The organism is Mycoplasma sp. 3686h, assembly GCF_056781225.1.
In genome coordinates this window covers 624476-651226 of the sequence record NZ_CM165562.1, presented here as the reverse complement: position 1 = coordinate 651226, position 26751 = coordinate 624476, and the positions used below count along the sequence as shown (strand labels likewise).

Sequence of the window (26751 nt, the reverse complement as noted above, 5' to 3'; positions counted from 1 at the left end):
ATGATTCTATCGTTAAAACATTTAAACAAGTATTTGCCAGAATATAAATTGACAAATCAAGTTGAAAAGCATTTAAATGAACTGGGTTTTGAGGTTGAATCATTTAAACCTTTTTCTGACGTTAAGGGATTGAGGTTTGCAAAAGTTGTTAAAGTACAATCAAATCCAAATAACTCTAAACTTGATGTTGTAAAACTTGAATTATCTGACCAAAAACTAACCATTCAAACTAATAATAAAATCTTAAAACCTGGTGATTTAACTATTTGTTTTATTGCAGGTTCAATTAAAGGAAAACATACATTTGCTCCAATTGAATTAAGCGGAATCATTTCACAAGGTATGTTTGCTTCTTGGAGTGAAATTGGATATGACTATTCATTGTTAACTGATAAAGATCAAGTTTTAACTCTTCCGAGTGATTTTGCTTCACTTGAGGACAATGTTGAAGAAAAATTAAATTTAAATGATTATTTAATCGAAATTAGTCCAACAGCAAACCGCAATGATGCTAACTCGTACTTTACAATTGCCAGTGAATTAGCCGCTTTTTATCAAACAAAATTATGTTTACCTGATGAGCAAATAAATCCATCATTTAGCTCAAAATTAATAGTAAATAAAGACCAAGCTGATGAGTTGATGTTTTTGGAAGTTTTAGGTAAAAAGCAAACCAGCTTACAAGAAAAACTACTACTTGCTAAACACGGAATGGATTCTAAATTCAATTGAGCTATAAATTTAACCAATCTTTGCTTACTTGAAACAGGAGCACCTGCACACGTATATCCACGTAATAAGCTCAAAGGAAACTTGAAAGCAAGTTTATACACAGGGACACAAGTAATCTTAGGGAATAAAGAAATTAATGTTGAAAATGTTCTAACTATTTTTGATGATCATCAACCAATTTCTTTTGCTAGTGTAATGGGATTAGAAAATTACAAAGTAAATCAAGAGGATGAACAGTTTGTTTTTGAAATAGGAGTTTTTAATCCTCAATTAATCCGTCATGGTGCAAAAGAAGTAAAGATTTTATCTAATTCAGCTAACCAAGGATCACGGAAAATTAGCAAAGAAATTGCATTAAGAGGAATGCAATATTTACAAAGAAAATGCAAAGGTTTAAGTTATTCAAACATTGTTAACGAAATTAATAAGCTTGAAAAATTACAAATTGTAAATGATGACAAAATGCTTGAACTCTACAGTGGAATGAGTGATTTATCTATTTTTGAATCAGCAAAAAAACAATTAAGTTTATTAGGATTTGAATTTAGTAATGAAATAATTAAAATTCCAAATTATCGTTATGATGTCACTATTTTTGCTGATATTATTGAAGAATTATTCCGTTTTTATTCATATGATAATTTTAAAGAAACTAAGTTTAAAAACGTACCAATTAAAACTCAAGCAAGAGATAATATCAAAAATATTCTTGCCTTTAAAGGGTATGATGAAGCAAGAACATTCACACTAGTTTCACAAGAAAAAGCTTCATTTAATCCTTTTAATTTTGAGCAAAATATTTCATTAATGACTTTTGTTTCCAAAGAAAGAGAAGTGATTCGAAATTCAATTATTAGTTCGCTTAGTGAAGTAGTTGAATATAATCAAAAAAGAAAATTAAATCATCTTAATATTTTTGAGCAAGGGATGATTAATGAGAACATTTCGGTAATTGGAATGGCAAGTACAACTAAAATGTTTGAGCAATTTGCTAGCGATGTACTAGATATTATTAACCACCCAGCTCAATTAGTTCCTTTTAGCGATAATGAACAAATTCACTACAATACAAGCGCTAAAATTATGCATGAAGGAAAAATGATTGGATGAATTGGAAAATTACATCCTAAATTCGATAGCACAAATGCTTTATATGCTGAATTTTTAGATACCCCATTTAGTTCACGAGCAAAATTTGATCCAATTTTACTTGAACCATATAAGACTTTAGATTTAACTTTTGAACTTAAACTTAATGAACATATTAGTTCAAAAATTGAGCAAATTCATCAACTAGCTGAAGTGTTTGAGATTAAGCAAATTGATGATTTTTATAAAAAAGAAACTAATACTCATTTTGTAACTTTAAGAATTATTGGAGATTCAGAACAAATTCAAATCATTGATAATCATTTTAATAAGTAGGCCACATGTACAAAAAAATAACTTTACAAGATAAAATTGTTCAGCAAGCAATTAATAAAGAATTGCAACGTCAAAAAGATCACATTGAATTAATTGCATCAGAAAATTATGTTTCAGAACAAGTACTCAAAGCACAAGGAAGTGTTTTAACTAACAAATATGGTGAAGGATACCCTGGAAAAAGATATTACGGAAGTTGTGAAAATGTTGATGTAGTTGAAAGTGCAGCGATTGAACGTTTAAAAGAAATATTTAAGGTTAAATATGCAAACGTACAATCGTATTCAGGGTCTGTAGCTAATGCTGCTGCCATTGCTTCAGTAGTTCCTGAAAGAGGAAAAGTAATGGGACTTAGCCTTTCTTCAGGGGGACATTTAACTCACGGATATAAAATTTCTTTTAGTGGAATTTTTTACAATTCAATTACTTATGATGTTGGTCCGAATGGATATTTGGATTATGATCAAATCGAACAAATTGCAATGAGAGAAAAACCTGACTTGATAATTTGTGGATATTCAGCATATCCTCGTATTATCGATTTTAAACGTTTTCGTGAAATTGCTGATAAATGTGGTGCTAAATTACTAGCTGATATTGCTCACATTGCTGGATTAATTGCTGGAGGTGTACACCCTTCACCAGTAGGGTATGCAGATATTATTACTTCAACTACTCACAAAACTCTTCGTGGAGGTCGTGGTGGAGTAATTATGACCAATGATGAACAAATTGCAAAAAAAGTTGATCGCTGAGTCTTTCCGGGTTATCAAGGTGGACCATTATTTCACGCTATTGCTGGAAAGGCAGTTGCTTTTTATGAAGTACTTCAACCGCAGTTCAAGCAATATGCTAAAAATATTGTTAAAAATGCTCAAGAATTTGCCAATGAATTCAAAAAGTTAGGAGCAAATATTATTTCAGGTGGAACTGACAATCATTTATTTTTGGTTAATGTCCATGATACATATAAAATCACTGGGAAACAAGCTGAAACTTTATTAGAACAATTTAATATTACTATTAACAAAAATTCAATTCCATTTGACAGTCTTTCACCAATGATTACCAGTGGAATTAGACTCGGAACAGCCGCTATGACTAGTCGTGGATTTACTAAATGAAAAGAATTAGCTCGTTTAATTGATCAAGTTCTACGAAATTATGAATTTTACAAGTCAAATACGCGTGAATCAAAACAAGCAAAATCTCAAATTTTAGCTCAAATCAAAACTTGAACCCAAGAATTTCCAATTAAAAAGTCATATTTAGATTAAAAGACCAAATACGGTCTTTTTTATTTATAAAAATAATTTTATTTGATAAAATAAAAAGGCAATACATAAAGACAGCAACGGCGTTAAGCTTAATTATGTTGCCGAGTGTATCTCTTTAAAGTTAGTTTGTATTGCATTATTTTTGAAAGGAGGCATAACAGTGTCTGAATCAAATTTCAAAATAGCAAAAAGAAACACAGTTAATGAAATTGCACAAAAAGTTCAAGAATCAAGAGCCATTGCTTTTGCTGAATATCGTGGTCTTTCAGTTGCTGATCTTAAAGAATTAAGAATCCAAGCAAAACAAGTTGGAGTTGAAATTAAAGTTTATAAAAATAGACTTTTTAAATTAGCAGCAACAAAAACAGGATTTGAAAACCTTGCTGAACATTTAGTAGGGCCAAACATTTTTGCGTTTTCAAAACAAGATGATATGTCTGCAGCAAAATTACTGGTTAAATTTGCTAAAACTCACAAACTAATGGTTATTAAAGCCGGAACATACGAAGGACAAGTTATCGATGCAAGTGGTGTTAAACAAGTTGCATCACTTCCAACCTATGAAGAAGCACTTGGAATTCTTGCGCGTTCACTTATGGCACCATTACAACAAATCTCATTATCACTTAAATTATTAAGTGAACAAAAATCAGAATAATTAAATTTTATACACATACATAGAAAGGTATAACATGGCTAAATTAACAAAAGAAACATTTATTGAATCATTAAAAGAAATGTCAATTAAAGAAGTTATGGAACTTGTTGACGCAATGAAAGAAGAGTTTGGAATTGATCCAAGTGCTGCTGTTGCAGTAGCTACAGCTCCTGCTGAAGGTGGAGAAGAAGCTAAAACAAGCGTAAAGGTTGTTCTTAAAGCTGATAATGGTAAAAAAGTTCAAATCATTAAAGCTGTTAAAGAATTACTTGGGAACTCACTTATGGAAGCAAAAAAAATCGTTGACAACCTTCCTGCTGTTATTAAAGAAAACATCAAGCCCGAAGAAGCTGAACAAATTAAAGCTGCTCTTGTTGAAGCTGGTGCTGAAGTTTCAGTGGAATAATTTCTTCAAATATCAAGTGTCTTAAGGGCACTTTTTCTTTTATTTTTTACACATTTTTGCAAGCGAAAAGGCACAAATTAACTTTGTGCCTTTTTAGTATTTACCAATAATTTTTTTCTCCATATACTTCTTCCTTAAATGAAGAAGAGGAATCATTAGAGCTACTAGTATAATAGTGTAAATTGGAATGCTAATGATTGAACGGAATAAAATTGGGAGCATAATAATAACGTAACTACGTTCTAAAGAAAGTTTGGATTTAGGACTGATTCAAGTTCTCCATCTGATATAAGCAAATGGACCTCATATTCATCTAAAAAGAACAATTATAATCACAACCGAAGCAAATGACATTAGAGCAATTAATAAATTATTTTTTGCAATTGATTGTTTCTTGGTTAATAAATATTGAAAACTTAAATAAGACATTATTCCAGCAATAATTACCGAAAAAACCCCCATAACAACAAATGTTGTAATTGAAATTTGCTTAAATCCAAAAGTTGCTGAAATTTTAATTGAATTTAAATCTTTTGTACTGACTTGTCATCAAAAAACAATGAACATTAGTGCTAAAACTAATCATAAAAAGAAATTAGATATAATCACAGCTACTTTTTTATTTCTTTCAAACAAATCAAAAAACATTGACATGATAAAGGTAGAAATAATTGGAACAATTCCATATGCTCAATGCCATGTTGCAATACTTCCGTTAATTAATAACCCAAAAAAATCAGCTAAAAATCCCACTAAAGCAGCTTTAAAGTACCTTAAAAAATATGAAACAACAATATAAAATAAAAATTCAAACGATAATCCTGCTCTTCCTGCAGTAGCATGAACAATTAAATAAAGTCCTAATAATAAACCACTAATAGCTATATCGACAATATCGAGCTTAAAAAATTCTTTATAGTTTGACAGTTTTTGGACTGTGTATTTTGAAGAGACTCCGGTTAAATAAACGAATTGGTCTTTCTCACTCCAGTAAAACGCTTTTGCTAAAATCAAATTCTCAATAATGTTTTTTTGTACAAAAAAGTAGTAAACTGGTGAAAATAATCCTGTTAAAAATAATCAATAATACGTATACTTGCTTTGGTCGATTAATTTCAGGTTATTTAACCTAATATTACTTAAATAAAAATATGCATCTTTTCACAATAACACAAACGAAGTGAGTAAAGATAATAGCGAAATAATTAGGAAAATAATTCGAGTCTCTAGTTTTAGATGACTTAGTTGAGTATAGATAATTAAAGTAATAAAACTAACAAAGAACGCTACACTACTGGTAACACTTGATAAAAAAGTTTTTTTCGAGAAAAATGAATATTCAATTCCTCTTTTTTTAGTGTGTAATCGATCTTGTCAGTTAATAATGGAAATTATACCATTTATTAATTATTGATATTATTATTTTGATTGTTAACATTATTACTTAAGTAAATTAGATTAATTTTTTCATTGTTTTGCGAAATGTTTTCATTAATTAAATTTAGCACTCTTAATCTAAAGAGATCATCAATTCGTCCATTGATGAATTTATCAGTGACATTGGTGGTAAATTGTTCAAACTCTTTGTTTGAACACATATAAATCGCACCCAAATTGCAATAAAAATCATTCATTTTATCTTTGGTAAATAATTTGATTGCTTCTTGATATTCTTGATCAGAAAGTTTTGATAAATCATTAATTAATTCAATAAAGAAAATGCGATCATCAATCTCAAATAATGTTAATAGATACTTAATCTTTTTAGTATGTTCTTTATTAATTTCAAAAATATTAAAAGTTTTCTTTTCCATGTTTCCTCCACGCTTTAGTAATAACTTTTTTTGCTAAAAAATAAAAAAATTTTATTTTTTTAAGTTAAAAATGGAAACATTTACATAAATAAAAGCTAATAAATTATCTCTTTTTTAGCACTTTAAAATATTTATTCAAATTTATTATAACTTTTTTAATCTATTTAGCTTGTTCAAAATATATTTAATGAATAATTAAATAAGGATAGTAATTATGGAGGAAGAATGAAAAAATATGACGTTGCAATAATCGGAGCAGGGATCATTGGTGCTTCAATTGCATATGAATTATCACAATATCAACTTGATGTTGTAATTTTAGAACGCAATCCTAAGGTCGCTAATGAAACTTCGCTTGGTAATTCGGGTTTAATTCACGGTGGATTTGATCCTGAACCACATAAAGTTGAAGCTAAATTAAATCTTTTAGGGAATTTAAAATGACACAATAAGTGGTTTAAAGATTTGCAATTTCCAAGAGTTAAAATTGACTCAATGGTGCTAGCATTTGATAATGGTGCAGAAATGGAGCATGTCAAAATGCTTTATAATCGTGGAATTGAAAATAAACTTGATCCTAAAGATTTAAAAATTTTAACTAGAGAACAAGTGCTAGAACGTGAACCGAATGTCAATCCTCAAGTTTGTGGAGCATTATTATGCACCTCATCATCAGCAATTCACCCTGTAGAAGCAACTAAAGCACTGATTGGAGCTGCTAAACAAAATGGGACAGAATTATTTGTGAATTCAAAAGTCTCAAAAATTGTGTACAAAGATAATTTATTTGAAATTACAGTTAATGATACAAATAAAATTTATACTACTAAAGTTGTTGATGCTGCCGGTCATTATGCAGATACCATTGCAAACGAAAATGGATTTGATAATTTTAAACAAACCACTCGACGTGGAGAATACCGTATTTTAGATAATTATGATCCACATTTAATTTCGTCAGTATTATTTAAAGTACCTACAATTCACGGTAAAGGAGTGATTGTAGCTCCAACATTAGATGGACATTATTTGGTTGGACCCACTGCTGAAGAAGACGTAGCAAAAGAAGATACTCGATTAGTGACTCGAGAAAAATATGATTACATTGGTCAAATTGGAAAACAAATAATTCCATCATTAAAACTTGAACGCACAATAATGACCATTTCTGGCTCGCGTCCTATTGATATTAAAACTAATGATTTTGTTATTAAACAAGCCCAAAACAATAAGCACTTTGTTATTGCTGGTGGGATGCAATCTCCTGCACTTTCTTCAGCTCCTGCTATAGCTGAAGAAATCGTCAAATTATTAGAATTAGATTTAAAACCACGAACAAATTACAATCCTAAATATTCAATTGATGTATTTTAATTTTTTAATTAATAATAATCTATTACAAGTTCTTTAATAAATATTTTGAAAGGAGTATTTATGTTTAAACAGCTAAGTGCTAAATTAAAAGCAAAAGGTTTTACTAAAAGTCAAATTTTTGCGTTAATTATTTTAGCAGCTGCTGATGTTTTTGTTATCGCTGCACCATATTACATTAAGAACATTGTGCCAAATTTACACAATTATCTTGGTGTTCATGAAGATGATGTAGCAAAAATAACAGCAGTCATTGGCTGAGTGACATTGGCTGAGTGACATTGGCTGAGTGACATTGGCTACTCAGCTCCCAGGGGGATTCCTAGCCAATAAGTTTCCCTCTCGTTGGTTACTTTTCATGGCGGTTTTATCAACTGGATTAATCGGTTTTTGATTTGGAATCACTGTCTTAGAACAACAAAGTTTTGAAAAACCTGCTTTAGTTAACACATATAAAGCTATTTGAGGTCTTTGAGGAATTAGTTCCACACTAATCTTTTGAACTCCACTTTGAAAACTAGTTTCTCAACAAGCTAAAAAAGAAAATCAAGCTTTTGCTTATGGAATTCAAGGTTCTGCAAATGGACTAATTGGATTATTTTTTGTATATCTAATTGGTGTGATAGTAACTTATGTATGAATTCCAGCAGTTGCAAAAGAGGATAAAACACCTTTTGCCGTGTATGCCTTTTTACTTTCTGGTTTTTTAGTTGCTACAAGTTTTATGGTATTGTTCTTTGTTAAAGAAAAATACACTAAAGATTCTGAAAAAGTAACCTTTGATAACTTAGTTAAAAAACTCAAAACCAACATAATTAGTATTTTCAAGGCTATGGGAAATTGAAAATTATGAGCTATGTCAATTTTTGTTATGGGTTCATATATTTTCCAATCAGTCCTTGCGTATTACATTATTAACATGATGGAAAATGTTTATCTAGCTCCAGTTATTTTAGTCTCAATTTTAGCTGGTTTAAGAACATACGGACTCAGAATGCTTGTCTCAGGATTTGTTGGTCGTTTTGCTGATAAATTTAAATCATACGTTCTCTTATTAGTATTTGCTTTAGCTGCTGGGATGGGAACATTAATTGTCTTTACAGTTTTACCATCATTTGGAGGTAATTTTGCTGAAAGTTCAGTCTTAAAGGTCTTTTACTTAATCATACTTTCTATCTGTTTTATCTTGGGTGGTATTGTTACATGAACCATTGTAACTTTAAGATTTACTCAAATTTCAGAAGTACACATTGAGAAAAAAGCTTACGCTTCTTCAATTGGATTAATTAGCTTTATTGCTTTTTCGCCAGATGCTTGATTCTATGAACTTGCAGGATATATTGGAGGAGTTTACACTCCAGCAGGAGCTTCAAATACTTCTGTTGTTGGGTATCAATTAATTATTTTAATTTCAATCGGGTTTGCTCTTGTTGGATTATTAGCTGGATTAATTGTATTCTTATCAAATAGAGCCGAACTAAAAAGATTAGGGAAAACTGATTATCGTTGAAGGGAATTGCAAAATGACTAGAAAAAAACAATTACTTTTAGCTCATCGTGGGTATTCAGGAATTGCTCCTGAAAATACCAAAATGGCTTTTGATTTAGCTTATCAGTATGGTTTTGATGGTGTTGAACTTGATGTTCACATGACCAAAGATAAACACTTGGTCATTATTCATGATGAAACCACAGATCGTACTGCTTTGACAAAAAGAGACGTTGAAAAATCAACTTTAGAACAACTTAAAAAAGACGATTATGCAAGTTTCTTTCGTTTCCAAGTTCAAAAACAAACTATTTTAACCCTTGATGAGTTTTTTGAATTATTTTTAGATAAATTTAAGGTTATTAATGTAGAAATTAAAACTGATGTTAAACTTTACCCTGGAATTGAAGAAGAAATTGACAAACTTAAAGACGTTTATCCACAAATTCTAGATAAAGTAGTTTATTCATCATTTAATTTTAAATCATTAGAAAAAATGCACTCTTTAGATTCAAGGTACAAACTTGCTTTCTTATGGTGAAAGAAAAAAGAATTTAAGAAAATTTCTCCTCAAAGAATTAAGCAAGTTTGTCAATATCTAAACCCTTGAACTGTTTTATACGATAAACACAAAGATGAGTATAAAACTTTAGGGTTGCCATTCATGCTTTGAACATTAAATACAGACAAAAAATATAAAGAATACCTACAAGATGATAAAGTTTTTGCTCAAATCAGCAATCACAAATATAGAAAATAAGTTATTTAAAACTTTAAATTTGCACAAATTTTGCAAGTAAAAGTAACATTAGTTGAAAAATATTTTAAAACTTATAAAAAAATACAAACTAATATTGATTTAATCTATTTTAATATTTAATTTAAGTAAACTCGCAAAATCGAAAATGTTTTTGCAAAAAACTATAATTTTTAAAAGGAATGTATGTTTAAAAAAATAACATCCAAATTAACATCTAAAGGTTTTACTCTTAATCAAATCTTTGCGTTAATTATATTAGGAGCAGCTGATGTTTTTGTTATCGCTGCCCCTTATTATATTAAAAACGTTATACCAGAGTTATATCGTTATTTAGGTGTTTCAGAGGATGAACTTGCTGAAATAACAGCAGTCATTGGCTGAGTGGCATTGGCTACTCAACTCCCAGGGGGTTTCCTAGCTAATAAGTTTTCGTCTCGGTGATTACTTTTTATAGCTGTTTTATCAACTGGATTACTTGGACTTTGATTTGGAATCACTGTCTTAGAACAACAAAGTTTTAATAATCATGGAACATTAGTTAATACTTATAAAGCTATTTGAGGTCTTTGAGGAATTAGTTCCACACTAATCTTTTGAACTCCACTTTGAAAACTAGTTTCTCAACAAGCCAAAAAAGAAAATCAAGGCTTTGCTTATGGAATCGAGGGTGCTGCAAATGGATTTCTTGGTTGATTTTTCGTCTGATTAATCGGTGCAATTATCACTTTTGTGTGAATTCCACGTGTTGATTCAAATGATAAAACACCATTTGCAGTATATCAATTTTTACTTTCGACATTTTTAGTTGTTACTAGCTTTATGGTGCTTTTCTTTGTTAAAGAAAAGCACACTAAAAGCACTGAAAAAATCACTTTTGATGGTTTGTTTCATAAGCTTAAAAAGAATATGATTAGTATTCTTAAAGCTATGCAAAACTGAAAATTGTGAGCTTTAGCATTCTTTGTGATGGGAACTTACATTTTCCAAGCAGTTTTAGGGTATTACATTCTAAATATGATGAAGAATATCTATTTTGCACCTGTAATCCTAGTCTCTATTTTAACCGGTTTTAAAACATACGGTTTAAGGATGATGGTTTCAGGTCCAATTGGTCGCCTAGGTGATCGATTCAAATCTACTGTTTTATTGCTCATTTTTACTTTAATAATTGGAATGGGTACATTAGCAGTCTTTGCCATTTTCCCATTTTTTGGAATTGACTTTACACAAGATTCAGCACTAAAATATTTCTTCCTAGCAATTTTCTCTATTTGTTTTATCTTGGGTGGTGTTCTCACTTGAGTAATTGTAACTCTGAGATTTACTCAACTTTCTGAAGTACATATCGAGAAAAAAACTTATGCTTCATCAGTTGGATTGATTAGCTTTATTGCTTTTTCTCCAGATGCTTGATTCTTCCAAATTTCAGGTTATGTTGGAAGAATATATAAAGAATCAGATCATGCTTCAGTAACTGGGTATCAAATTATTATTTTAATTGCCCTTGCTTTTGCATTCATTGGTCTAATCACGGGATTAATTGTCTTTTTATCAAACAAAGCTGAATTAAAAAGCTTAGGAAAAACTAATTATCGTTGACGTGAACTAGAAAACAATTAAATCATTGACATATATAAAAACCTTACCTTTTAAATAATTTAAATTAGTTTCATTGCTTGAATTAAAAACTTAAAGATTTAACTTATCAATTTTAGTCTTTTATTTAAAGAAAGAAAGCATGAACTCAAATAAATATATTATCACCCTTGATGAAGGAACAACCTCTTGTCGTACTATCGTCTTTGACCATAAAGCAAGAATTGTTGCAACATCGCAATCTGAATTTACACAATATTACCCACAATCTGGTTGAGTTGAGCATGATGCCCTTGAAATTTGGAATACCCAACTTTCAACTATGCAAGCTGCTAAACATAAAGCTGGAATTAAATCTACTGATGTCCAAGCAGTTGGAATTACCAACCAACGCGAAACCGTAGTTTTATGAGATAAATCAACCGGTCTTCCAGTTTACAATGCCATTGTGTGACAAGATCGTCGCACCAGCGAATATTGCGAAACTCTTAGTCAACATGTAGACAAAGTACGCGAAAAAACTGGACTTATTATTAATCCTTATTTTTCAGGAACTAAAATTCGTTGGATTCTAAAAAATGTTCCACAAGCACAAAAAGTGCTTAAAGAGGGAAATTTACTTGCCGGAACTATTGATACATGATTAATTTGAAAATTAACTAATGGTCAAGTTCACGCTACTGATGTTTCTAACGCTTCAAGAACATTGTTATTTAATATTAATACAATGTCTTGAGACCAAGAATTACTTGATCTTTTTGAAATCCCTGCTAAAATTCTTCCACAAGTTAAATCATCTTCACAAGAATATGGAATTATCGACCCACACCATTGGTCGCTTAAAGCACTTGGGAAAGTCCCAATTACTGGAGTAGCTGGAGATCAACAATCAGCTTTATTTGGCCAATTATGCACCAAACCAGGAATGGTTAAAAATACTTATGGAACCGGTTGCTTTACTTTAATGAACATTGGTGAAAAACCAATTTTATCTAAAAATAAACTACTTACCACAGTTGCATGACAACTTGGAAACGAAAAACCAATTTATGCTCTTGAAGGATCTGTGTTTATTGCTGGAGCTGCAATTCAATGAATCAGAGATGGACTTAGATTAATTTATAATGCTGCTGAATCAGATTTTTACGCTAATTTAGCAAGCAAAGATAACACTCACCAAGTCTATCTAGTTCCTTCATTTACCGGTCTTGGAGCTCCTTATTGAGATTCGTATTCACGCGGAGCTATTTTTGGACTAGAACGTGGAACAAAAAAAGAACACATTATTAAAGCAACTCTTGAATCAATTGCCTTTCAAAGCAATGATTTAATTAAAGCTATGTCAAATGATGTAAATAAAAAAATTAAAGTGCTCAAAGTTGATGGTGGAGCAAGTAATTCAAATTATTTAATGCAATTCCAATCATCAATTTCAGGTGTAAAAGTTATTCGTCCAAAAAACGTAGAAACCACAGCTCTTGGAGCTACCTTTTTAGCAGGACTAGCAAGCGGATATTGAAAATCACTCAATGAAATTGAACAATCATTAGAAGTAGATCAAGAATTCGCTCCTCAATTACCCGAGCAAGAAGTACAAAAACTTACTCATGGATGAGATGTAGCTGTTAAGAGAACATTCAACTGAGTTAAAGAAGTAGAGGTGCAATAATGGATGTTTCAGTTCAATTTGGAGCAGGTTTTGTCAGTGAATTAATCGGAACAATGTTCTTAATTTTGCTCGGTAATGGAGTTTGTGCTTCACTTAATTACCCAAAAATGTACGCTAAAAATGTCGGTGGGAATTGAGTAGCTATTATTATGGGTTGAGGTATTGCTGTTCTAGTTGGTGTGGTTGTTTCGTCAGCACTTTTTAAAGCAATTGCTGGAGAAAATTCGTTTTTGGGTTTCTCACATCTTAATCCAGCGGTTACTGTTGCTGTTTTCTTAAAAAATGGTTCACAAATTACTGGATCACACTTTGGATTAGCAATTGTGTATATTATTGCTCAATTGCTTGGAGCAGCTTTAGGTCAAACCATTCTTAATTTTATTAACTATAAACACATTATCGAAAATCCTTCAGGATTATTGAAAGCTTCAAGCTGTACCGGATCAACTCACCGTGAATCATGATTACATAGCATGTCGTATGAAATTGTTGGGACAATAGTGCTCTTATCGGTTGTATTTGGTGCTGGATCACTTGTTAAAATGGAAGCTGGCTGAATTGTTTCGCTTGCTGTTATGGGAATCGGTCTTTCTCTTGGTAGCGTTACCGGATATGCTATCAATCCTGCTCGTGATTTAGCTCCTCGATTTGTTTATTGAGTAACAGTTAAATTATTAGCTCAAAAAATGAGTGGAGAAATTGTTTCACCTGACTTTAAATATGGTTTATTAGTTCCAGTGCTTTCACCAATTCTTGGAGCAATTTTTGTTGGAGCAATCGCATCAGCATTTTAATATTCAAAATTCACAAACCAAAAAGTAGCGAATTATTGCTACTTTTTTACACGTTTTACCGAGCGATTTGTTTATCAAAGTTTTGCACTTGCTTTAATTGCTCGACAATATGAGCAAGTGTAGCATGTTCAAAATTAGACGAAGTAGCTACACAAAGTCCTTCAACAAAAGGGGCGTTTGCTAAAATTACCTGAGGATCATTAATTAGTTCTATAGCCATTTGTGAACTCATTAGTGATGAACCAATTTCACAAAAGACAATCACTCCATCACCATGGTTAGCTCGTTTAATTGCATTTACAATATAAGAAACATCCGTCCCGAATTCTTGGCTTTGAGGAATCCCAGAAGCATTGATAATTTCAAAATTAGCATGTTTCATAAGTTGAGCTAATTTAATTGCTTCGTGTGCTAATGCTTTGCTATGTGATACAACTACAAAATTAACGATTATTAATTAGTTCCTTCACTGCAATTTCAAGCATGTAATACATACTTTGAGTTCCTGGATCGGTCACTCCTAAACTTCTTTCCCCTAAATATGAAGCTCGTCCTTTTTTAGCGATTATATTTTTAGATTCATGTAAATGAGTTTGAGCCTGCTCAAGGGCTATTTGTAAAGCTTGCTCATTTGCAATACCGTTTGCTAATTGTTCATTGTAAGTGTTTGCAAATGGAGTTAATACATCCACCATTGTTTTATCTCCCACGTTTGCTTTACCACGCATTTGGACACCATTAGCTGCTTGTAAAATTCCTTGAGCAAAATTTTCACTTTGAGCTAATTTTAAAAAGATAGTCCCTAACAACGGACCACTAGAACCACCCACTTTGCTCATTAAAGTCATTGCAATATGATTTAAAAGTTCTTTAGCTGATTTATCTTTAAAATCATCAATAGTTAATATTATTGCATCAAACCCTCGTTTGAGATTAATCCCATGATCACCATCTCCGATCAAACGATCTAATTCAGTAAGTTCGTCAGCTTTTTGATCAATTACTTGTGCAATTTGTTTAATAATTTTAATAATTAATTCAGTTTTCATTTGTCCTCTTTAAAATAAGGTACTCTTAATTTCAAAGTCTAAATATTTAATCATTTGTTCATCTAATTTGACTAATGTAATCGAAAAACCTGGCATTTCAAGCGAAGTCATATAATTTCCGACTAAGGATTTATGAACTTTGATTCCTTTTACTTGTAATTGTTCATTAACTTCTTTATTAATAATATACAATTCCATTAATGTAGTTGCACCCAAACCATTAACTAACACAGCAATAGGTTGATTTTGAATTTGGCTTTCCTTAAGCAGAGCTTCAAGCATATTAGCTACATGTTCATGAGCGCTTAAAAGTTTTTCACGGTGTGTTCCAGGTTCTCCATGAATTCCTAAACCCATTTCAATTTCATTATCTGCAAGCTCAAAACTTTTCTTTCCGCTGGCAGGAATGGTAGCTCCACCCAGACTCATTCCTAAGGTTTTGGTGTTTGTAACTACTTTTTGAGCCAAAGCATGGACATAATCTAACTCATGTCCGCTTTCAGCAGCACTACCAGCAATCTTGTGCACAAACACAGTTCCAGCAACCCCTCTGCGTCCAATAGTATATAAACTATTTTCTAGTGCAATATCATCATTAACAATTACTGTTTTGACATTAATTCCCTCAGCTAGAGCCATTTCAGCTGCCATTTCAAAATTGAGCACATCACCGGTGTAATTTTTAATAATGAGCAAAACACCGTGATTTTGATTAATTGCTTTAATAGCTCCATAGACTTGATCAACTGACGGGGAAGTGAATACTTCTCCTAATACAGCACCATCAAGCATACCATAACCCACAAATCCTGCATGTGCAGGTTCATGACCACTTCCTCCACCTGAGATTAATACTACCTTTGGAGCAATTGATTTACGCGCAATTACATTATAATTTTCAACTTGATAAACATTGGCATTTGCATAAGTAATTCCTTGTATCATTTCAGAAACCACTTGATTAGGATCATTTAGAATTTTTTTCATAATATTCTCCTTTAGATTAATCTTTATAATAAAATTATATTTTTTATTATTTAAAAATTTCATTTTGTGAGATTTTTCTCACAAAAATTCATTATCAGAGTTTAAAAAAATGGACTTTTTCGTTAAAAGTCCATTTTTGAATAAAATTGATGATTTTTTATTATCATATTGCTGAGTATTATCGTTTTTATAGACCTAAATATTAATTATTTGCAACTAAAAATGTATAATTTTGGGTGCAAGGAGGAATAATGCAAACAATCACTAGTACAATCGAAAACATTATGATTAACAATCCAGGAAAAATTTACGCAATTAATGATTTTTACGAAATAGCAACTAAAAATACCATCAAATCAATTTTAAAAAGACTAAAAGAAAAAGGGGTTATTGTGAGAGTTATGGAAGGTTTATATACTAAACCTGTATATATCAAAGAATTAAATCAACATTTTTATCCTACAGTAAAAGAGGTTGCAAAGAAAATAGCAGAAAAATTTGATTGAACCATTGCTCCTGGAGGACAAATTACATTAAATTACACAGGTGTATCAACTCAAGTTCCTAGTGAATATGTGTATATATCAGATGGTAAAACTTCAGTATATCAATATCGAAACCGAAAAATTCAATTTAAGCACACTCCAGCTAAGTACATCAAATCACATTCATTAGAATTGTCGGTTTTAATTGAAGCAATTAGAGTTTTAGGAAAAGAACGAATCACAAACAAAGACATTAAAATGTGAGCTTGATTTTCGAAAAACATCAAAGAAGATCTGGAATTAGTTTCTAGAAATTTTTCCACTTGAATTAGAGATGTATTACTAAAAATTAAGGAGTTTAATGGAGATAAGTAAATTTTTATCATTATCTGAATAACACAGAGAATTAATGATTGATTATGTATCAGAAAAAATTAATACTTCATCCGCTATAATAGAAAAGGATTTGTGAGTTTGTTTCTTCTTAGATTATCTATTTAATCATTTTAAATACAAAGACGCTATTGTGTTTAAAGGTGGGACAAGCCTTTCGAAAGCATTTAAAGTGATTGAACGATTTTCTGAAGATATAGATTTATGATTAGATTGAAGAATTTTAGGATACACAGAAAAAGAACCTTATGAAGAGAGAAGTAAGAAAAAACAATTAAAATTTAATGAACAAATTAATAAAAAAACTGAAGATTTTTTAAAATACGAACTTATTCCTTTATTTGAAAAAGATTTTAAAAAAATGTTTCCTGTTGAAAAATTTAAATTTTATATGCACGAAAATAATCCTCATGGATTATGTTTTGAGTATCCGAAACAATTTTTTGATGGTTCTATTTTAGAAGTCATTTTATTAGAAGTAGGGACTTTATCTGAAACACAACCACTACTTAAGAAAGAAATCAAACCTTATATATCCGAATATTATCCGAATATTATCCGAATTTATTTGATAAATCAATCACTGTATTAGTTACTGATTCAATAAAAACTCTGTACGACAAAGTAGCAATCTTGCACAGAGAATCAAATCGAACAAATGGTAACCATCCACCTAGATATTCGAGACATTTTTATGATGTTTACAAGTTAATCCAAACAGAATTAAGACAAAGAAGTTTAAGTGAATTAGACTTATTGTTCTCAGCAATTGAATATAAGAAAAAGTTTTATGCAAGTAATTTTGCAAATTATGACGAAATATTTTTAGGACAGGTTAAATTAGTCCCAAATGAAGAAGCTATAAAAATTTTTAAAAATGATTATATTGAAATGAAAAGCATGTTATTTGGAAAAATTCCTACTTTTGAACAAATTATTGATGAGCTAGAAGTTTATGAAACTGAATTAAATAACAAGATAAAAGAATATCAAGAGATAGAATAAAAAATTAAATTTAATAAATTTAAAGCGTAGGAGGAATAATGGAAACAATCACTAACAAAATAGAAAACGATATGATTAATAATCCTGGAAAAATCTATATTGCCAGAGATTTTTATAATATCGCAAACAAAAACACTATTAAATCTATTCTTAATAGATTAGTAAAAAAAGAAAAATAGTTAGATTGATTGAAGGCTTATATACAAAACCTGAATATAGTAAACTTTTAAAGAAGTATGTTAATCAATCAGCCTATGAAGTTGCTCAAAAATTTGGTTGAACCATTGCTCCTGGGGGTGAAGTTACACTAAATTATACTGGTGTATCAAATCAATTACCAAATGAATATGTGTTTATTTCTAACGGAGGAAATGCGGTTTATCAATATGATTGTTGAGAAATTATTTTTAAGCATACACCAAGCAAATACATTACACCATATTCAATTGAATTGGTAATTTTAATTGAAGCAATAAGAATGTCGATGAAGCAATATATCACGAAAAGAAACATAAAAATATGAGCTATTTTTTCTAAAAACATTAAAGAGGATTTAGAACAAGCAGGGAAAACTCTTCCAATTCGATTAAGAAATATTTTGTTACAAATTAAGGAAATTAGTGCAAATCAGTAATTTTTAATTACTTCTCTTTTAATGATAGAAATTTATAAACTAAAACTAAAAGGAACTAACATGAAGAAAATCATCAAGTGAAATTTATTTAAAAGAGTTTTTTGAAACAATCCAGCGCTAATTTGAGTTGGAGATGATTTTGTTCAATCTTTAAATCAAGCTTTTGAACAACAGTGGAATAAAAAGCGAATAATTACACAAGAAGAATCAGACTTATTTACTGAAAATGATGAAGTTCCTGATTTTGATTTTGGAGATATGGAATCGCTTGATCAAGACCAATCCAATCAAAGTATTAATAATATTGATCTCATTTCGGTGCAAAATTTTAGAAAACTTAAAACTAAAGCAATTGAATTTTATGCCCATAGATATCAAATCCAAATGGATCAAATTGGATATATACCAAGTAATTTAAAAGTAGAGCAAAAAATCACTTTAACTAATCAATTACTTAATGATCACAATATACAAATAATTATTGATCCACATTTTTCTCACATTTTTCAAACAAATCAGCAAACTTATCAGTATGTTGCTGATTGTTTTATTTTTGATAAAACTAGCAAAAAAATGGTGCTTTTAGGTTATTCAGCTAAATCACCTTTAGAGAATTTTTATAAATTCTTTTATTTAATTAACACAGCTAAAAAAGAGCATGAAATTTTAGATGCTAGCTTAATTATTATTGATCCAGTCATGAATCAACTTCACCAAACCCAAGCAAAAGAAATTAATTTTAGCGAGAGTTTTTCAGCTCATTTAAGCAAAAGTTTGCCACCTAGCAATATTAAGTTAAATTATAAAGAAAACTTTTATAAGCAAATTTTAGCTCGAACTGGTGATGGGACTTTATTTTTAGATAGTCCTAATTGAAACAAAAGATTTTATTCTTTTTATGGAGTTGCAATTAAAAAAGAATTACCTATCACAAATTTTAAAGTCCAAGAATTAGAGCATTTACCAGATGATTTAAACAATTATCATAATAATAAAAATAAACCTGATTTTAAAGTTATTTTTAACACAGGTAAAAATACTAAAGTAATTGAATTTGAAAGTATTGATTGATACTATCAACTGATTGCTCGAGCAGATGAAAAATATTCAAATCAATCTAATTATAGTGATATTGCATATTTTACTCAAATTGATTTTTCACTCAAAGAAAACAAACAAATCTTACAACAATTTATCCAAGAAAGCTTAATTATAGCTCCAGTACCTTTAAATGTGGTTTTTCTTCCCAATTTATTTATTAAAAACGAAGAAATTTTAGCACTAATTACTTATGTTTTTGGAATTGAACAATGAACTTTAAGTAAGACACTTTTTAAATCTTTGGGTTTGAAATACCAAAATTATCAACATATTCAGCAAACAGAACAAGTTGCTAGCGAGCTAATTAATTATTTTAATATTGGTATTTTAGATGTGATTAAAAAAATTCACATCAAAGATCAACGGATTATTTGATACGACTATGAAGGATTTTCTGATTTATTTCCAATTCTAAAAACTTCAAAGTCATATGAGCAAATTGTTTCCCAAGTTTCAATTATTGAGACAATCAATGGGATTGAAACTAATAAAGTTAATCATGTAGTTGATACCAAAAATATTACTCTTCAAGATTTAGTACAATTAATTTTATTAATTTATGCTAATGGAGCTGATTTATTTATTGTTTATAATAAAACTTACGAAAATACTCGTAATAAAGAAATTTATAATCTCGTTGAACAAGCTATAAACAATCATTCAAACGATCAATTTAGTAATTGATTTAAAGAACAAAATTTAGATTTACACACATTTAAAGCAATGATTCAACATATAAATCTCAATACAATTGATTTGTATGATTGCTTTAAATATCGCGATTTAAACAAAGCTTATCCAGAATTTTGCAACGATGAAAGCTTGTTTACTTTTAAAATTGAAAATAACACTATTGTTCCAAGCAAACAAACAAAAGCTTTAAATCCACAATTAAAATATAAAACGCTAATGTTTTTAGATGAACTTATGCTCCAAGGTTCGATTAAAAAAGTTGAAAAGTTTATCACACATAATAAGCTACTACTCAAAACATTAATTGTTCCTTATACTGAATTAGTGATTCAAAAAGGAACAATGGCTATGAATGAAGCAATTTTACGTTATCACGGATATACCGGCGATTCCCAATGAAATTACATTAAAGGCGAATTAGAAAAATACTGTGAAAATGATGTGCGTGCTATGATTATGGTTTATGAGTTTATTATGCAAGCTATTCGTAGTGTTTTTCCAATAATTGACAAATACGAATATCAAATTGCTCACCAAGATTTTAAATACAATATAATTAATAACAAACTAACAATCACAAGGAATAATAATGAATAAAGAGCAATTTAAGCAAAGATTAATTCAATATATGGAACTTGAAGCTATGTCTCGCTTTGAAGAACCAGTGGTTAATGCACTCAAACAAAATGTCAATTCAAATGCATTTGAATTTACTCGAGATAATTTTGGTTCACTCATTATGCATAAAAAAAGCAAAAACCCTAACGCACCTAAAGTTATGATTGCTGCTCATATGGATGAAGTTGGATATTTAGTCCGTGAAATTGACAAACAAGGGCAATTATTGCTCTCACCGGTTGGAGGGATATGACCAAGTGTAGTCATTGGAACTAAAGCTAAATTAATCAACTCACTTAATGAAGAATTTTTAGGGGTATTTGGACACACATCAATTCACATTCTTGAACCAGAAAAAGTATCCAAAGCAATTACTAATAATGAACTTTATGCAGATTTTGGTTTTAAAAATAAACAAGAAGCTCTCGAACATAATGTTCAAATAGGGGATCGAGTATATCTTTCTGGAGAGACTATTTTATTCAAAAACCCAGATTTAATCGGTGGAAAAGCAATGGACAATCGTGCGGGAATTACCGTACTTGATTATGTTGCATCACAAGTAGCTCATTTAGATTTAGATGTAGATTTATACTTAGTAGGAACTGTACAAGAAGAAGTGGGTACTCGTGGAGCTAAAACTTCAGTGAGTTTGATTAATCCACAAGTTGCAATTGCACTTGACACTACTAGTTCACATGATACAATTGGAACAATTTCTGGAACAACACGACTTTTTGCTGGTGCAGCTCTTAGAATTAAAGATGGTGGAACCTTAATGGATCCTAAGTTAGTCCAATATGTTGATAATATTGCTAAAAAATATTCAATCCCAGCTTATAAATTTGTTGCCATGGGTGGTGGAACTGATGCTCACGAGCTTCAATATGCTCGCGGTGGAGCGGCAACATTAACTATTTCGCTTCCACAAAGATATTTACATAGTCCAATTGGAGTATGCTCAATTTCTGATTTAATGGCTGCTGGTGATCTACTGGTTAAATTCTTGCAAGACTTTTCACAACAAGAATACACCAAAATGCAATACAAGTAGTTTATTATTAATATGCTACAATTAAAATAATAATTATCAATACACAAAGGAATCAATATGGTTGAATTAAGTACTGCAGGTTTAGTAGGAATGATAATTGGAATAGTAATTGGTGTTGGATTAATCACTGCTCTAATTACTTTTCTATTAGCTCGTAAAATGTTTGAAAAGCAAATTAAAGAAAATCCACCTGTGTCAGAGAAAATGCTTCGGGTAATGTTCAAACAAATGGGACGCACCGCTTCAGAAACTCAAATTAGACAAATCATGCGGTCAATGCAAAACGCTAAATATCAAAAAGATAAATAATTAACAAGCAGGTTGTAATGGACAATATTAAAGGCTGATTTAAAAAAAGTTGATTTACTCGTCCTTTTGATCAAATTAGCAAGTTCAAAAAAAATACATCAAAACTCAAATACTTGTTATTTGTGTATTTTTTAGTTGTCATTATTTCAGCATTATTACTATGAAGTCCCATTTCTCAAAATCAAGTTGATCCAGTGACCGGAAGAGCAGTTAAACCTTTATTTTTTGTCGATGCTCTTTTTACTGCCTCGAGTGCTTTTAGTGATACAGGTTTAACAGTTAAAGCGACCTATTCACAATTTAATGTCATTGGACAAATGCTTATTGCGATTTTAATCTTTAGTGGAGGAATTGGAATTTTTGCATTAAAATTATTTATTTTTAACTTCATTTTTCGCAAAAAAAACATTTCGCTTAGTGAAGCAAATCTCGTTCAATCTGAACGAGGAGGAACTGATACAGCCAAAGTTTTAAATTTAGTAATTGCTTCGGTTAAATTTTTATTTGTTATCGGAATTACGTTTGGATTTTTATTGTCAATTTACTTTTATTATGCTAATGATAATTCAACCACTCGAGGAATTGCAGGATATTTAAAAGATGCTAACCCAAGTTTAAATTCAAGTGATGATTATAAAGCGTTCCAATCACCTAAAGGTAATTGGTCACTAGCATTTCGGTTTGGATTTTTTCACACTATTTCTGCGATTAATAATGCTGGATTTGACATTATTTCCAAAGATTCATTAATGCCATATTATAGTGATTATTTCTTACAAATTTGTTTTGTTATTTTATTTGTTATCGGAGGATTGGGGTATCCAGTTCTTTACGATATTTACGGATGATTCAAACATAAGGTCAAAAAGAATTCTAAACCGTATAATTTCACCTTATTTTCTAAAATTTCACTCATTGTCTATTTAGGGGTTTTTGTTATTGGTTTTGCTATTTCCTTGATTTTTGAAATAGCTTCAAAAGATCTTAATACTATTTGAAATAAATATTATGTCAATCAAAAACAAGCAAACATTTATCAACTTTATATTGCTAATGGTTCTCAATTTGATACTCAATGAAAGGATCGTTTTGGAAAAAATGTAGCTTCAGATACAGTTAATTCATTTAAACCAACAATTGAAAGCATTTTAGCAAATGGTCCAATGTATGGAAGTACATTTCAAAAAATCTTTGCTATTTTCTTTATTAGCTTATCAACTCGAAGTGCTGGATTTTTCACTGCTTCACTATCTGACTTTACCTTTAATAGTTATATTACTTATTCCATTATGATGTTTATTGGAGCTGCTCCATCAAGTACAGGAGGAGGAATTCGTACCACGACCTTTGCTCTGGTGATTTTAACTATTTTTGCCACCTTTAAGGGTGATTCAAAAATTCGTTTATTTAGACGGTCAATTAATAAAGATAATTGTTTTAATGCACTTAAAGTGTTTATCATTAGCTTAATTTTAATTCTAATCGCAACCATGATTTGTGTAACTTCGTTTGATGTATATACTAAAAATGGTGCTCAAACTTCTGGGACACTAAATGCTCAAAATGCTTTTCGCTCTTCAAGTCAAAGCTATCGACTTGAACAAATTGTCTTTGAAATTTGTAGTGCATTTGGAACAACTGGACTTTCACTAGGAATTACACCAGTGCTTAATGATACATCTAAAATTATTCTCACCATTGTTATGTTTATTGGACAATTTGGAGTCAGCTCGCTAATGTTTGTATGAAAACGCAAAAAAAGATACAATAGATATTATGAATACATTGAAGAAGATGTTGCGATTGGATAAAAGTTATGGGAATTAAGTATAAAAACGATATTGCAGTGATTGGTACTGGTCGCTTTGGTCGTGCTGTTATTGACCAGTTAATTGCAATGAATAAAAGCGTTTTAGTGATTGATAAAGACGAAGAATCAGCACGTAATTTTGTTGACGATGTTCAAAGAGTAGTTATTGCTGATGCGGCCGAAATTAAAGCACTCAAAGGAATTGGAATTGAAAACATTGAAACAGTAGTTGTGGCTGTTTCAGATAATATTGAAATTGTTGCCGCTTTGCAAGAGCAAGGGGTAAAAAACTTAATTGTGCGTGCTATTAATGAACGTCACGCTCGAGTGCTCAATCAAATTGGAGTTAATATTATTATTCGACCCGAACAAGAAGCTGGAATTAGAACCGCATTAATTGCCGGAAATAAACACTTTATCGATTATAGTGCTAATCTTCAGGAACTTGGTGATAATTTTGTGCTTGGAACAACTAAAGTGATTAATGAAAAATTTAGTAATAAACAAATCAAAGACCTGAATTTTAATAGTTTTGGTGTAACGATTGTACTCATAAAACGTGGAGCAGTGACTATTCGTCCTCAAGGGGACACCGAACTAAAACAAGAAGATTTAGTAACTATTATTGGTGAAATTGCTGATGTTACTCACATTTTTAAATTGCTTAACACTAGTGAAGAAATTTAATTACTAAAACTACCTCTTTATTCCTTGATAAAACAAAGGGAAAAATTTCCCTTTGCTTTATTGTATAATTATTTTCTAAGCTAAATACAAACAAAAAAGGGAGAAAAATTATTTTATATGTTTAAAAAATGAACACTCACATTTCCTTTATTTACATTTACCGCACTAAGCACAATTTCATGCACTAATACAAATCCAGCTCCAAACCTTAGCTCCAAACCTTAGCTCCAAACCTGGTAATCCTTCTACTAACCCAGGAAAAGAAAATCCTAATTTAGAATTAAACGACCAAGAAACTAGAACACTTAATTTTCAAAAATTTAATAACGAAATCCTAGATTCAGCACAAAATGAATATCCGAGCGTTTTTATTTCTCGAAATGCATCACAATTTTTTGTTAGCAGTTTTATTGCAATGGTTGCTCAATTACAATTAATTAAAAACCAAAAAAGATCAAAACCATTTAATGATGTTGTTTATCTAATTGATTCAGCTGTTAATTCGTATGCAAAAACCCTCAAACACACGTCTCAAAGATTCAATTTTGCTCCCTTGCTTGAAAAATATGGTGATGTTGCTTTACAAGATTATGAACAAAAATTTAATGTTAATTTTGGGAAGTTATTATTGCTTGATAATGCCAAATATTTACAAGATTTTCGATTCACTGATTATTCAATAATACCGAGAAAATTGAGTGAATTCCAAGCATATTTAAAACCTTATTTAGATGCTGGAGTAGAATTATTTGATTTTTATATTCCCGATATTTCTTATACAGGTTTAGATGCTCAAACTCGTAACTTCATGCTTAAACATGCTAATAAAATTGTTATTTTGAGTGACGGAAACGCTCAACCATATTCTTTTATCAACAATAATTACATTAAATGAGTAAAAAACCAAACCAAACATTATTCAAAAGATGAGTTATTACAAGCTTGAGATAGTTTAAAAACCGATAACCCACAACAAATTGATTATCATTACTTTTATCCTTTAGAAGAAAAGTTCAAAATCTACAATTTATCAGGTCAATATTCAAAGAGCTTTAATGATGATTTAGAGGCTAGTGGATTTGGATGAGCTAAAATCAATATTTATGATTATCCGCTTAATTATCAAAACGTCACTAAAGAAATAACCCAATTAAATGAAGCTGAATTTTTAAACGCTTACAATCAATTAGTTAATTTCAGTGGAAAAAAATTTGATGATTTAATTATTTCAGGTAAAGAAAACTTAGACAAAAGCAAGAAAAACCTTGTTTTTATCGGATCAAGCTTATTTAGACAAGATCAAGGCGGTCCTTGAAGAATCATTTCCGATACTCAATCTCGAACTGAATTACATACTTACTTTACTAAAATTTTGGAATTATATCCACCTGAACAGTATAATTATTTCTATAAACTTCATCCGGTTTATCAAGGTGCTCAGGCTCTTGAATACATTAAGCATTTTACTAATGGACATGAAAAGAATGCAATTATTTTAGACCCATCTATATCGTGAGAAAATATGCTTGCATTAGATATGCAAGGAATTCAAAGCGGAGACTCAATTTTGTTTAGCAAGGATGACTTTGTTAACAACACTGTCAAAACCAAGCTATTCGGAATTCAACCAACATCAACAACATTATTAGCAACATTAGTGATGCTCCAAGGTTTTTTCAAGATTAATTTAGAGCAAGCTTTATTATTTGTAGATCCGAATAATTTCCCTATTTCTGATACATTTAACATTGTGAAAAGAGATTTTCACTACTTTGGAAATCAAGGACAAACCGCTAATCGAAACGAGCTTTATAATGTTTATAAATGATTTATTGATCCAGGATTGTTCCCTGCATTGGAAAAGTTTCCACCTATGAGCGAGTTTTTAAAGAAATAAATAATTAGTAATTAATCAAACCGAAAACACTCATTTTT

At 30.3% G+C, this 26751-nt stretch carries 27 protein-coding genes; 22 read left to right on the top strand and 5 right to left on the bottom strand.

Annotation, left to right across the window (positions count from 1 at the left end; translation table 4 throughout):
- The 4 genes from AC1RP9_RS02680 (at window position 1) to rplL (ending at window position 4498) form a co-directional block, all read left to right on the top strand.
- A complete protein-coding gene (locus tag AC1RP9_RS02680; protein ID WP_481821919.1) occupies window positions 1–2157 on the top strand; it encodes a phenylalanine--tRNA ligase subunit beta in 2157 nt (718 codons plus the stop codon).
- A gap of 5 nt (window positions 2158–2162) precedes the next feature.
- The gene (glyA, locus tag AC1RP9_RS02675) at window positions 2163–3434 is read left to right on the top strand and encodes a serine hydroxymethyltransferase (protein ID WP_481821917.1); all 1272 of its coding nucleotides are present in this window, start codon (window positions 2163–2165) and stop codon (window positions 3432–3434) included.
- Between the two features lie 160 nt (window positions 3435–3594).
- Window positions 3595–4092, top strand: a complete 498-nt coding sequence (gene rplJ, locus AC1RP9_RS02670; protein WP_481821915.1) for a 50S ribosomal protein L10 — start codon at window positions 3595–3597, stop codon at window positions 4090–4092.
- Between the two features lie 34 nt (window positions 4093–4126).
- Window positions 4127–4498, top strand: a complete 372-nt coding sequence (gene rplL / locus AC1RP9_RS02665) for a 50S ribosomal protein L7/L12 (RefSeq protein WP_481821913.1) — start codon at window positions 4127–4129, stop codon at window positions 4496–4498.
- Between the two features lie 93 nt (window positions 4499–4591).
- Here rplL and AC1RP9_RS02660 read toward each other — a convergent pair whose 3' ends face one another.
- Both AC1RP9_RS02660 and AC1RP9_RS02655 read right to left on the bottom strand, forming a co-directional pair.
- Window positions 4592–5512, bottom strand: a complete 921-nt coding sequence (locus AC1RP9_RS02660; RefSeq protein WP_481821911.1) for a hypothetical protein — start codon at window positions 5510–5512, stop codon at window positions 4592–4594.
- 389 nt (window positions 5513–5901) lie between these two features.
- The gene (locus AC1RP9_RS02655) at window positions 5902–6312 is read right to left on the bottom strand and encodes a hypothetical protein (RefSeq protein WP_481821909.1); all 411 of its coding nucleotides are present in this window, start codon (window positions 6310–6312) and stop codon (window positions 5902–5904) included.
- 225 nt (window positions 6313–6537) lie between these two features.
- On the opposite strand from AC1RP9_RS02655, the gene glpO reads away from it, so the two are divergent.
- The 7 genes from glpO to AC1RP9_RS02620 all read left to right on the top strand — a co-directional run bounded on the left by glpO (window position 6538) and on the right by AC1RP9_RS02620 (window position 13991).
- Complete coding sequence (gene glpO / locus AC1RP9_RS02650; protein ID WP_481821907.1) at window positions 6538–7686, top strand: type 2 glycerol-3-phosphate oxidase; 1149 nt, start codon at window positions 6538–6540, stop codon at window positions 7684–7686.
- Between the two features lie 60 nt (window positions 7687–7746).
- Entirely contained in the window at window positions 7747–8016 is a 270-nt protein-coding gene (locus AC1RP9_RS02645) for a hypothetical protein (RefSeq protein ID WP_481821905.1), read from the top strand.
- A gap of 25 nt (window positions 8017–8041) precedes the next feature.
- On the top strand, window positions 8042–9214 hold the full coding sequence (locus AC1RP9_RS02640) for an MFS transporter (protein WP_481821903.1): 1173 nt from the start codon (window positions 8042–8044) through the stop codon (window positions 9212–9214).
- Window positions 9207–9932: a glycerophosphodiester phosphodiesterase family protein gene (locus tag AC1RP9_RS02635; protein ID WP_481821901.1), complete on the top strand. Its 726-nt coding sequence runs from the start codon at window positions 9207–9209 to the stop codon at window positions 9930–9932. Before AC1RP9_RS02640 ends, AC1RP9_RS02635 begins: the two co-directional genes overlap by 8 nt.
- A gap of 183 nt (window positions 9933–10115) precedes the next feature.
- Complete coding sequence (locus AC1RP9_RS02630; RefSeq protein ID WP_481821899.1) at window positions 10116–11552, top strand: MFS transporter; 1437 nt, start codon at window positions 10116–10118, stop codon at window positions 11550–11552.
- A gap of 118 nt (window positions 11553–11670) precedes the next feature.
- A complete protein-coding gene (gene glpK / locus AC1RP9_RS02625) occupies window positions 11671–13197 on the top strand; it encodes a glycerol kinase GlpK (protein ID WP_481821897.1) in 1527 nt (508 codons plus the stop codon).
- Window positions 13197–13991 (top strand): MIP/aquaporin family protein, encoded by a 795-nt coding sequence (locus tag AC1RP9_RS02620; RefSeq protein WP_481821895.1) that lies wholly within the window; start codon window positions 13197–13199, stop codon window positions 13989–13991. Before glpK ends, AC1RP9_RS02620 begins: the two co-directional genes overlap by 1 nt.
- Window positions 13992–14046: 55 nt before the next feature.
- On the opposite strand, the gene dhaM is transcribed toward AC1RP9_RS02620, so the two are convergent.
- The 3 genes from dhaM to dhaK are packed head-to-tail and all read right to left on the bottom strand — an operon-like array spanning window position 14047 to window position 16027.
- On the bottom strand, window positions 14047–14442 hold the full coding sequence (gene dhaM / locus AC1RP9_RS02615) for a dihydroxyacetone kinase phosphoryl donor subunit DhaM (protein WP_481822744.1): 396 nt from the start codon (window positions 14440–14442) through the stop codon (window positions 14047–14049).
- The gene (dhaL, locus tag AC1RP9_RS02610; RefSeq protein WP_481821893.1) at window positions 14435–15040 is read right to left on the bottom strand and encodes a dihydroxyacetone kinase subunit DhaL; all 606 of its coding nucleotides are present in this window, start codon (window positions 15038–15040) and stop codon (window positions 14435–14437) included. The genes dhaM and dhaL overlap by 8 nt, the downstream gene beginning before the upstream one ends.
- A 9-nt stretch (window positions 15041–15049) precedes the next feature.
- On the bottom strand, window positions 15050–16027 hold the full coding sequence (dhaK, locus tag AC1RP9_RS02605) for a dihydroxyacetone kinase subunit DhaK (protein ID WP_481821891.1): 978 nt from the start codon (window positions 16025–16027) through the stop codon (window positions 15050–15052).
- 251 nt (window positions 16028–16278) lie between these two features.
- On the opposite strand from dhaK, the gene AC1RP9_RS02600 reads away from it, so the two are divergent.
- From AC1RP9_RS02600 to AC1RP9_RS02550, 11 genes are all read left to right on the top strand, one after another.
- Entirely contained in the window at window positions 16279–16887 is a 609-nt protein-coding gene (locus AC1RP9_RS02600; RefSeq protein ID WP_481821889.1) for a DUF6088 family protein, read from the top strand.
- A 34-nt stretch (window positions 16888–16921) separates the two neighbouring features.
- A complete protein-coding gene (locus tag AC1RP9_RS02595; protein WP_481821887.1) occupies window positions 16922–17497 on the top strand; it encodes a nucleotidyl transferase AbiEii/AbiGii toxin family protein in 576 nt (191 codons plus the stop codon).
- Window positions 17434–17910, top strand: a complete 477-nt coding sequence (locus AC1RP9_RS02590; RefSeq protein WP_481822743.1) for a nucleotidyl transferase AbiEii/AbiGii toxin family protein — start codon at window positions 17434–17436, stop codon at window positions 17908–17910. The genes AC1RP9_RS02595 and AC1RP9_RS02590 overlap by 64 nt, the downstream gene beginning before the upstream one ends.
- Window positions 17911–17948: 38 nt before the next feature.
- Window positions 17949–18089 (top strand): hypothetical protein, encoded by a 141-nt coding sequence (locus AC1RP9_RS02585; RefSeq protein WP_481821885.1) that lies wholly within the window; start codon window positions 17949–17951, stop codon window positions 18087–18089.
- Window positions 18090–18094: 5 nt separating this feature from the next.
- Window positions 18095–18544: a DUF6088 family protein gene (locus tag AC1RP9_RS02580; protein WP_481821883.1), complete on the top strand. Its 450-nt coding sequence runs from the start codon at window positions 18095–18097 to the stop codon at window positions 18542–18544.
- Between the two features lie 60 nt (window positions 18545–18604).
- Complete coding sequence (locus tag AC1RP9_RS02575; RefSeq protein ID WP_481821881.1) at window positions 18605–20935, top strand: UU173 family protein; 2331 nt, start codon at window positions 18605–18607, stop codon at window positions 20933–20935.
- The gene (locus AC1RP9_RS02570; RefSeq protein WP_481821879.1) at window positions 20928–22010 is read left to right on the top strand and encodes a M42 family metallopeptidase; all 1083 of its coding nucleotides are present in this window, start codon (window positions 20928–20930) and stop codon (window positions 22008–22010) included. Before AC1RP9_RS02575 ends, AC1RP9_RS02570 begins: the two co-directional genes overlap by 8 nt.
- Before the next feature lie 57 nt (window positions 22011–22067).
- Window positions 22068–22319: a YneF family protein gene (locus AC1RP9_RS02565; RefSeq protein ID WP_481821877.1), complete on the top strand. Its 252-nt coding sequence runs from the start codon at window positions 22068–22070 to the stop codon at window positions 22317–22319.
- Window positions 22320–22336: 17 nt separating this feature from the next.
- Entirely contained in the window at window positions 22337–24130 is a 1794-nt protein-coding gene (locus AC1RP9_RS02560) for a potassium transporter TrkG (protein WP_481821875.1), read from the top strand.
- Window positions 24131–24135: 5 nt separating this feature from the next.
- On the top strand, window positions 24136–24816 hold the full coding sequence (locus tag AC1RP9_RS02555; RefSeq protein ID WP_481821873.1) for a potassium channel family protein: 681 nt from the start codon (window positions 24136–24138) through the stop codon (window positions 24814–24816).
- Between the two features lie 415 nt (window positions 24817–25231).
- Complete coding sequence (locus tag AC1RP9_RS02550; RefSeq protein ID WP_481821871.1) at window positions 25232–26713, top strand: hypothetical protein; 1482 nt, start codon at window positions 25232–25234, stop codon at window positions 26711–26713.
- The last annotated feature ends 38 nt before the right edge of the window (window positions 26714–26751 follow it).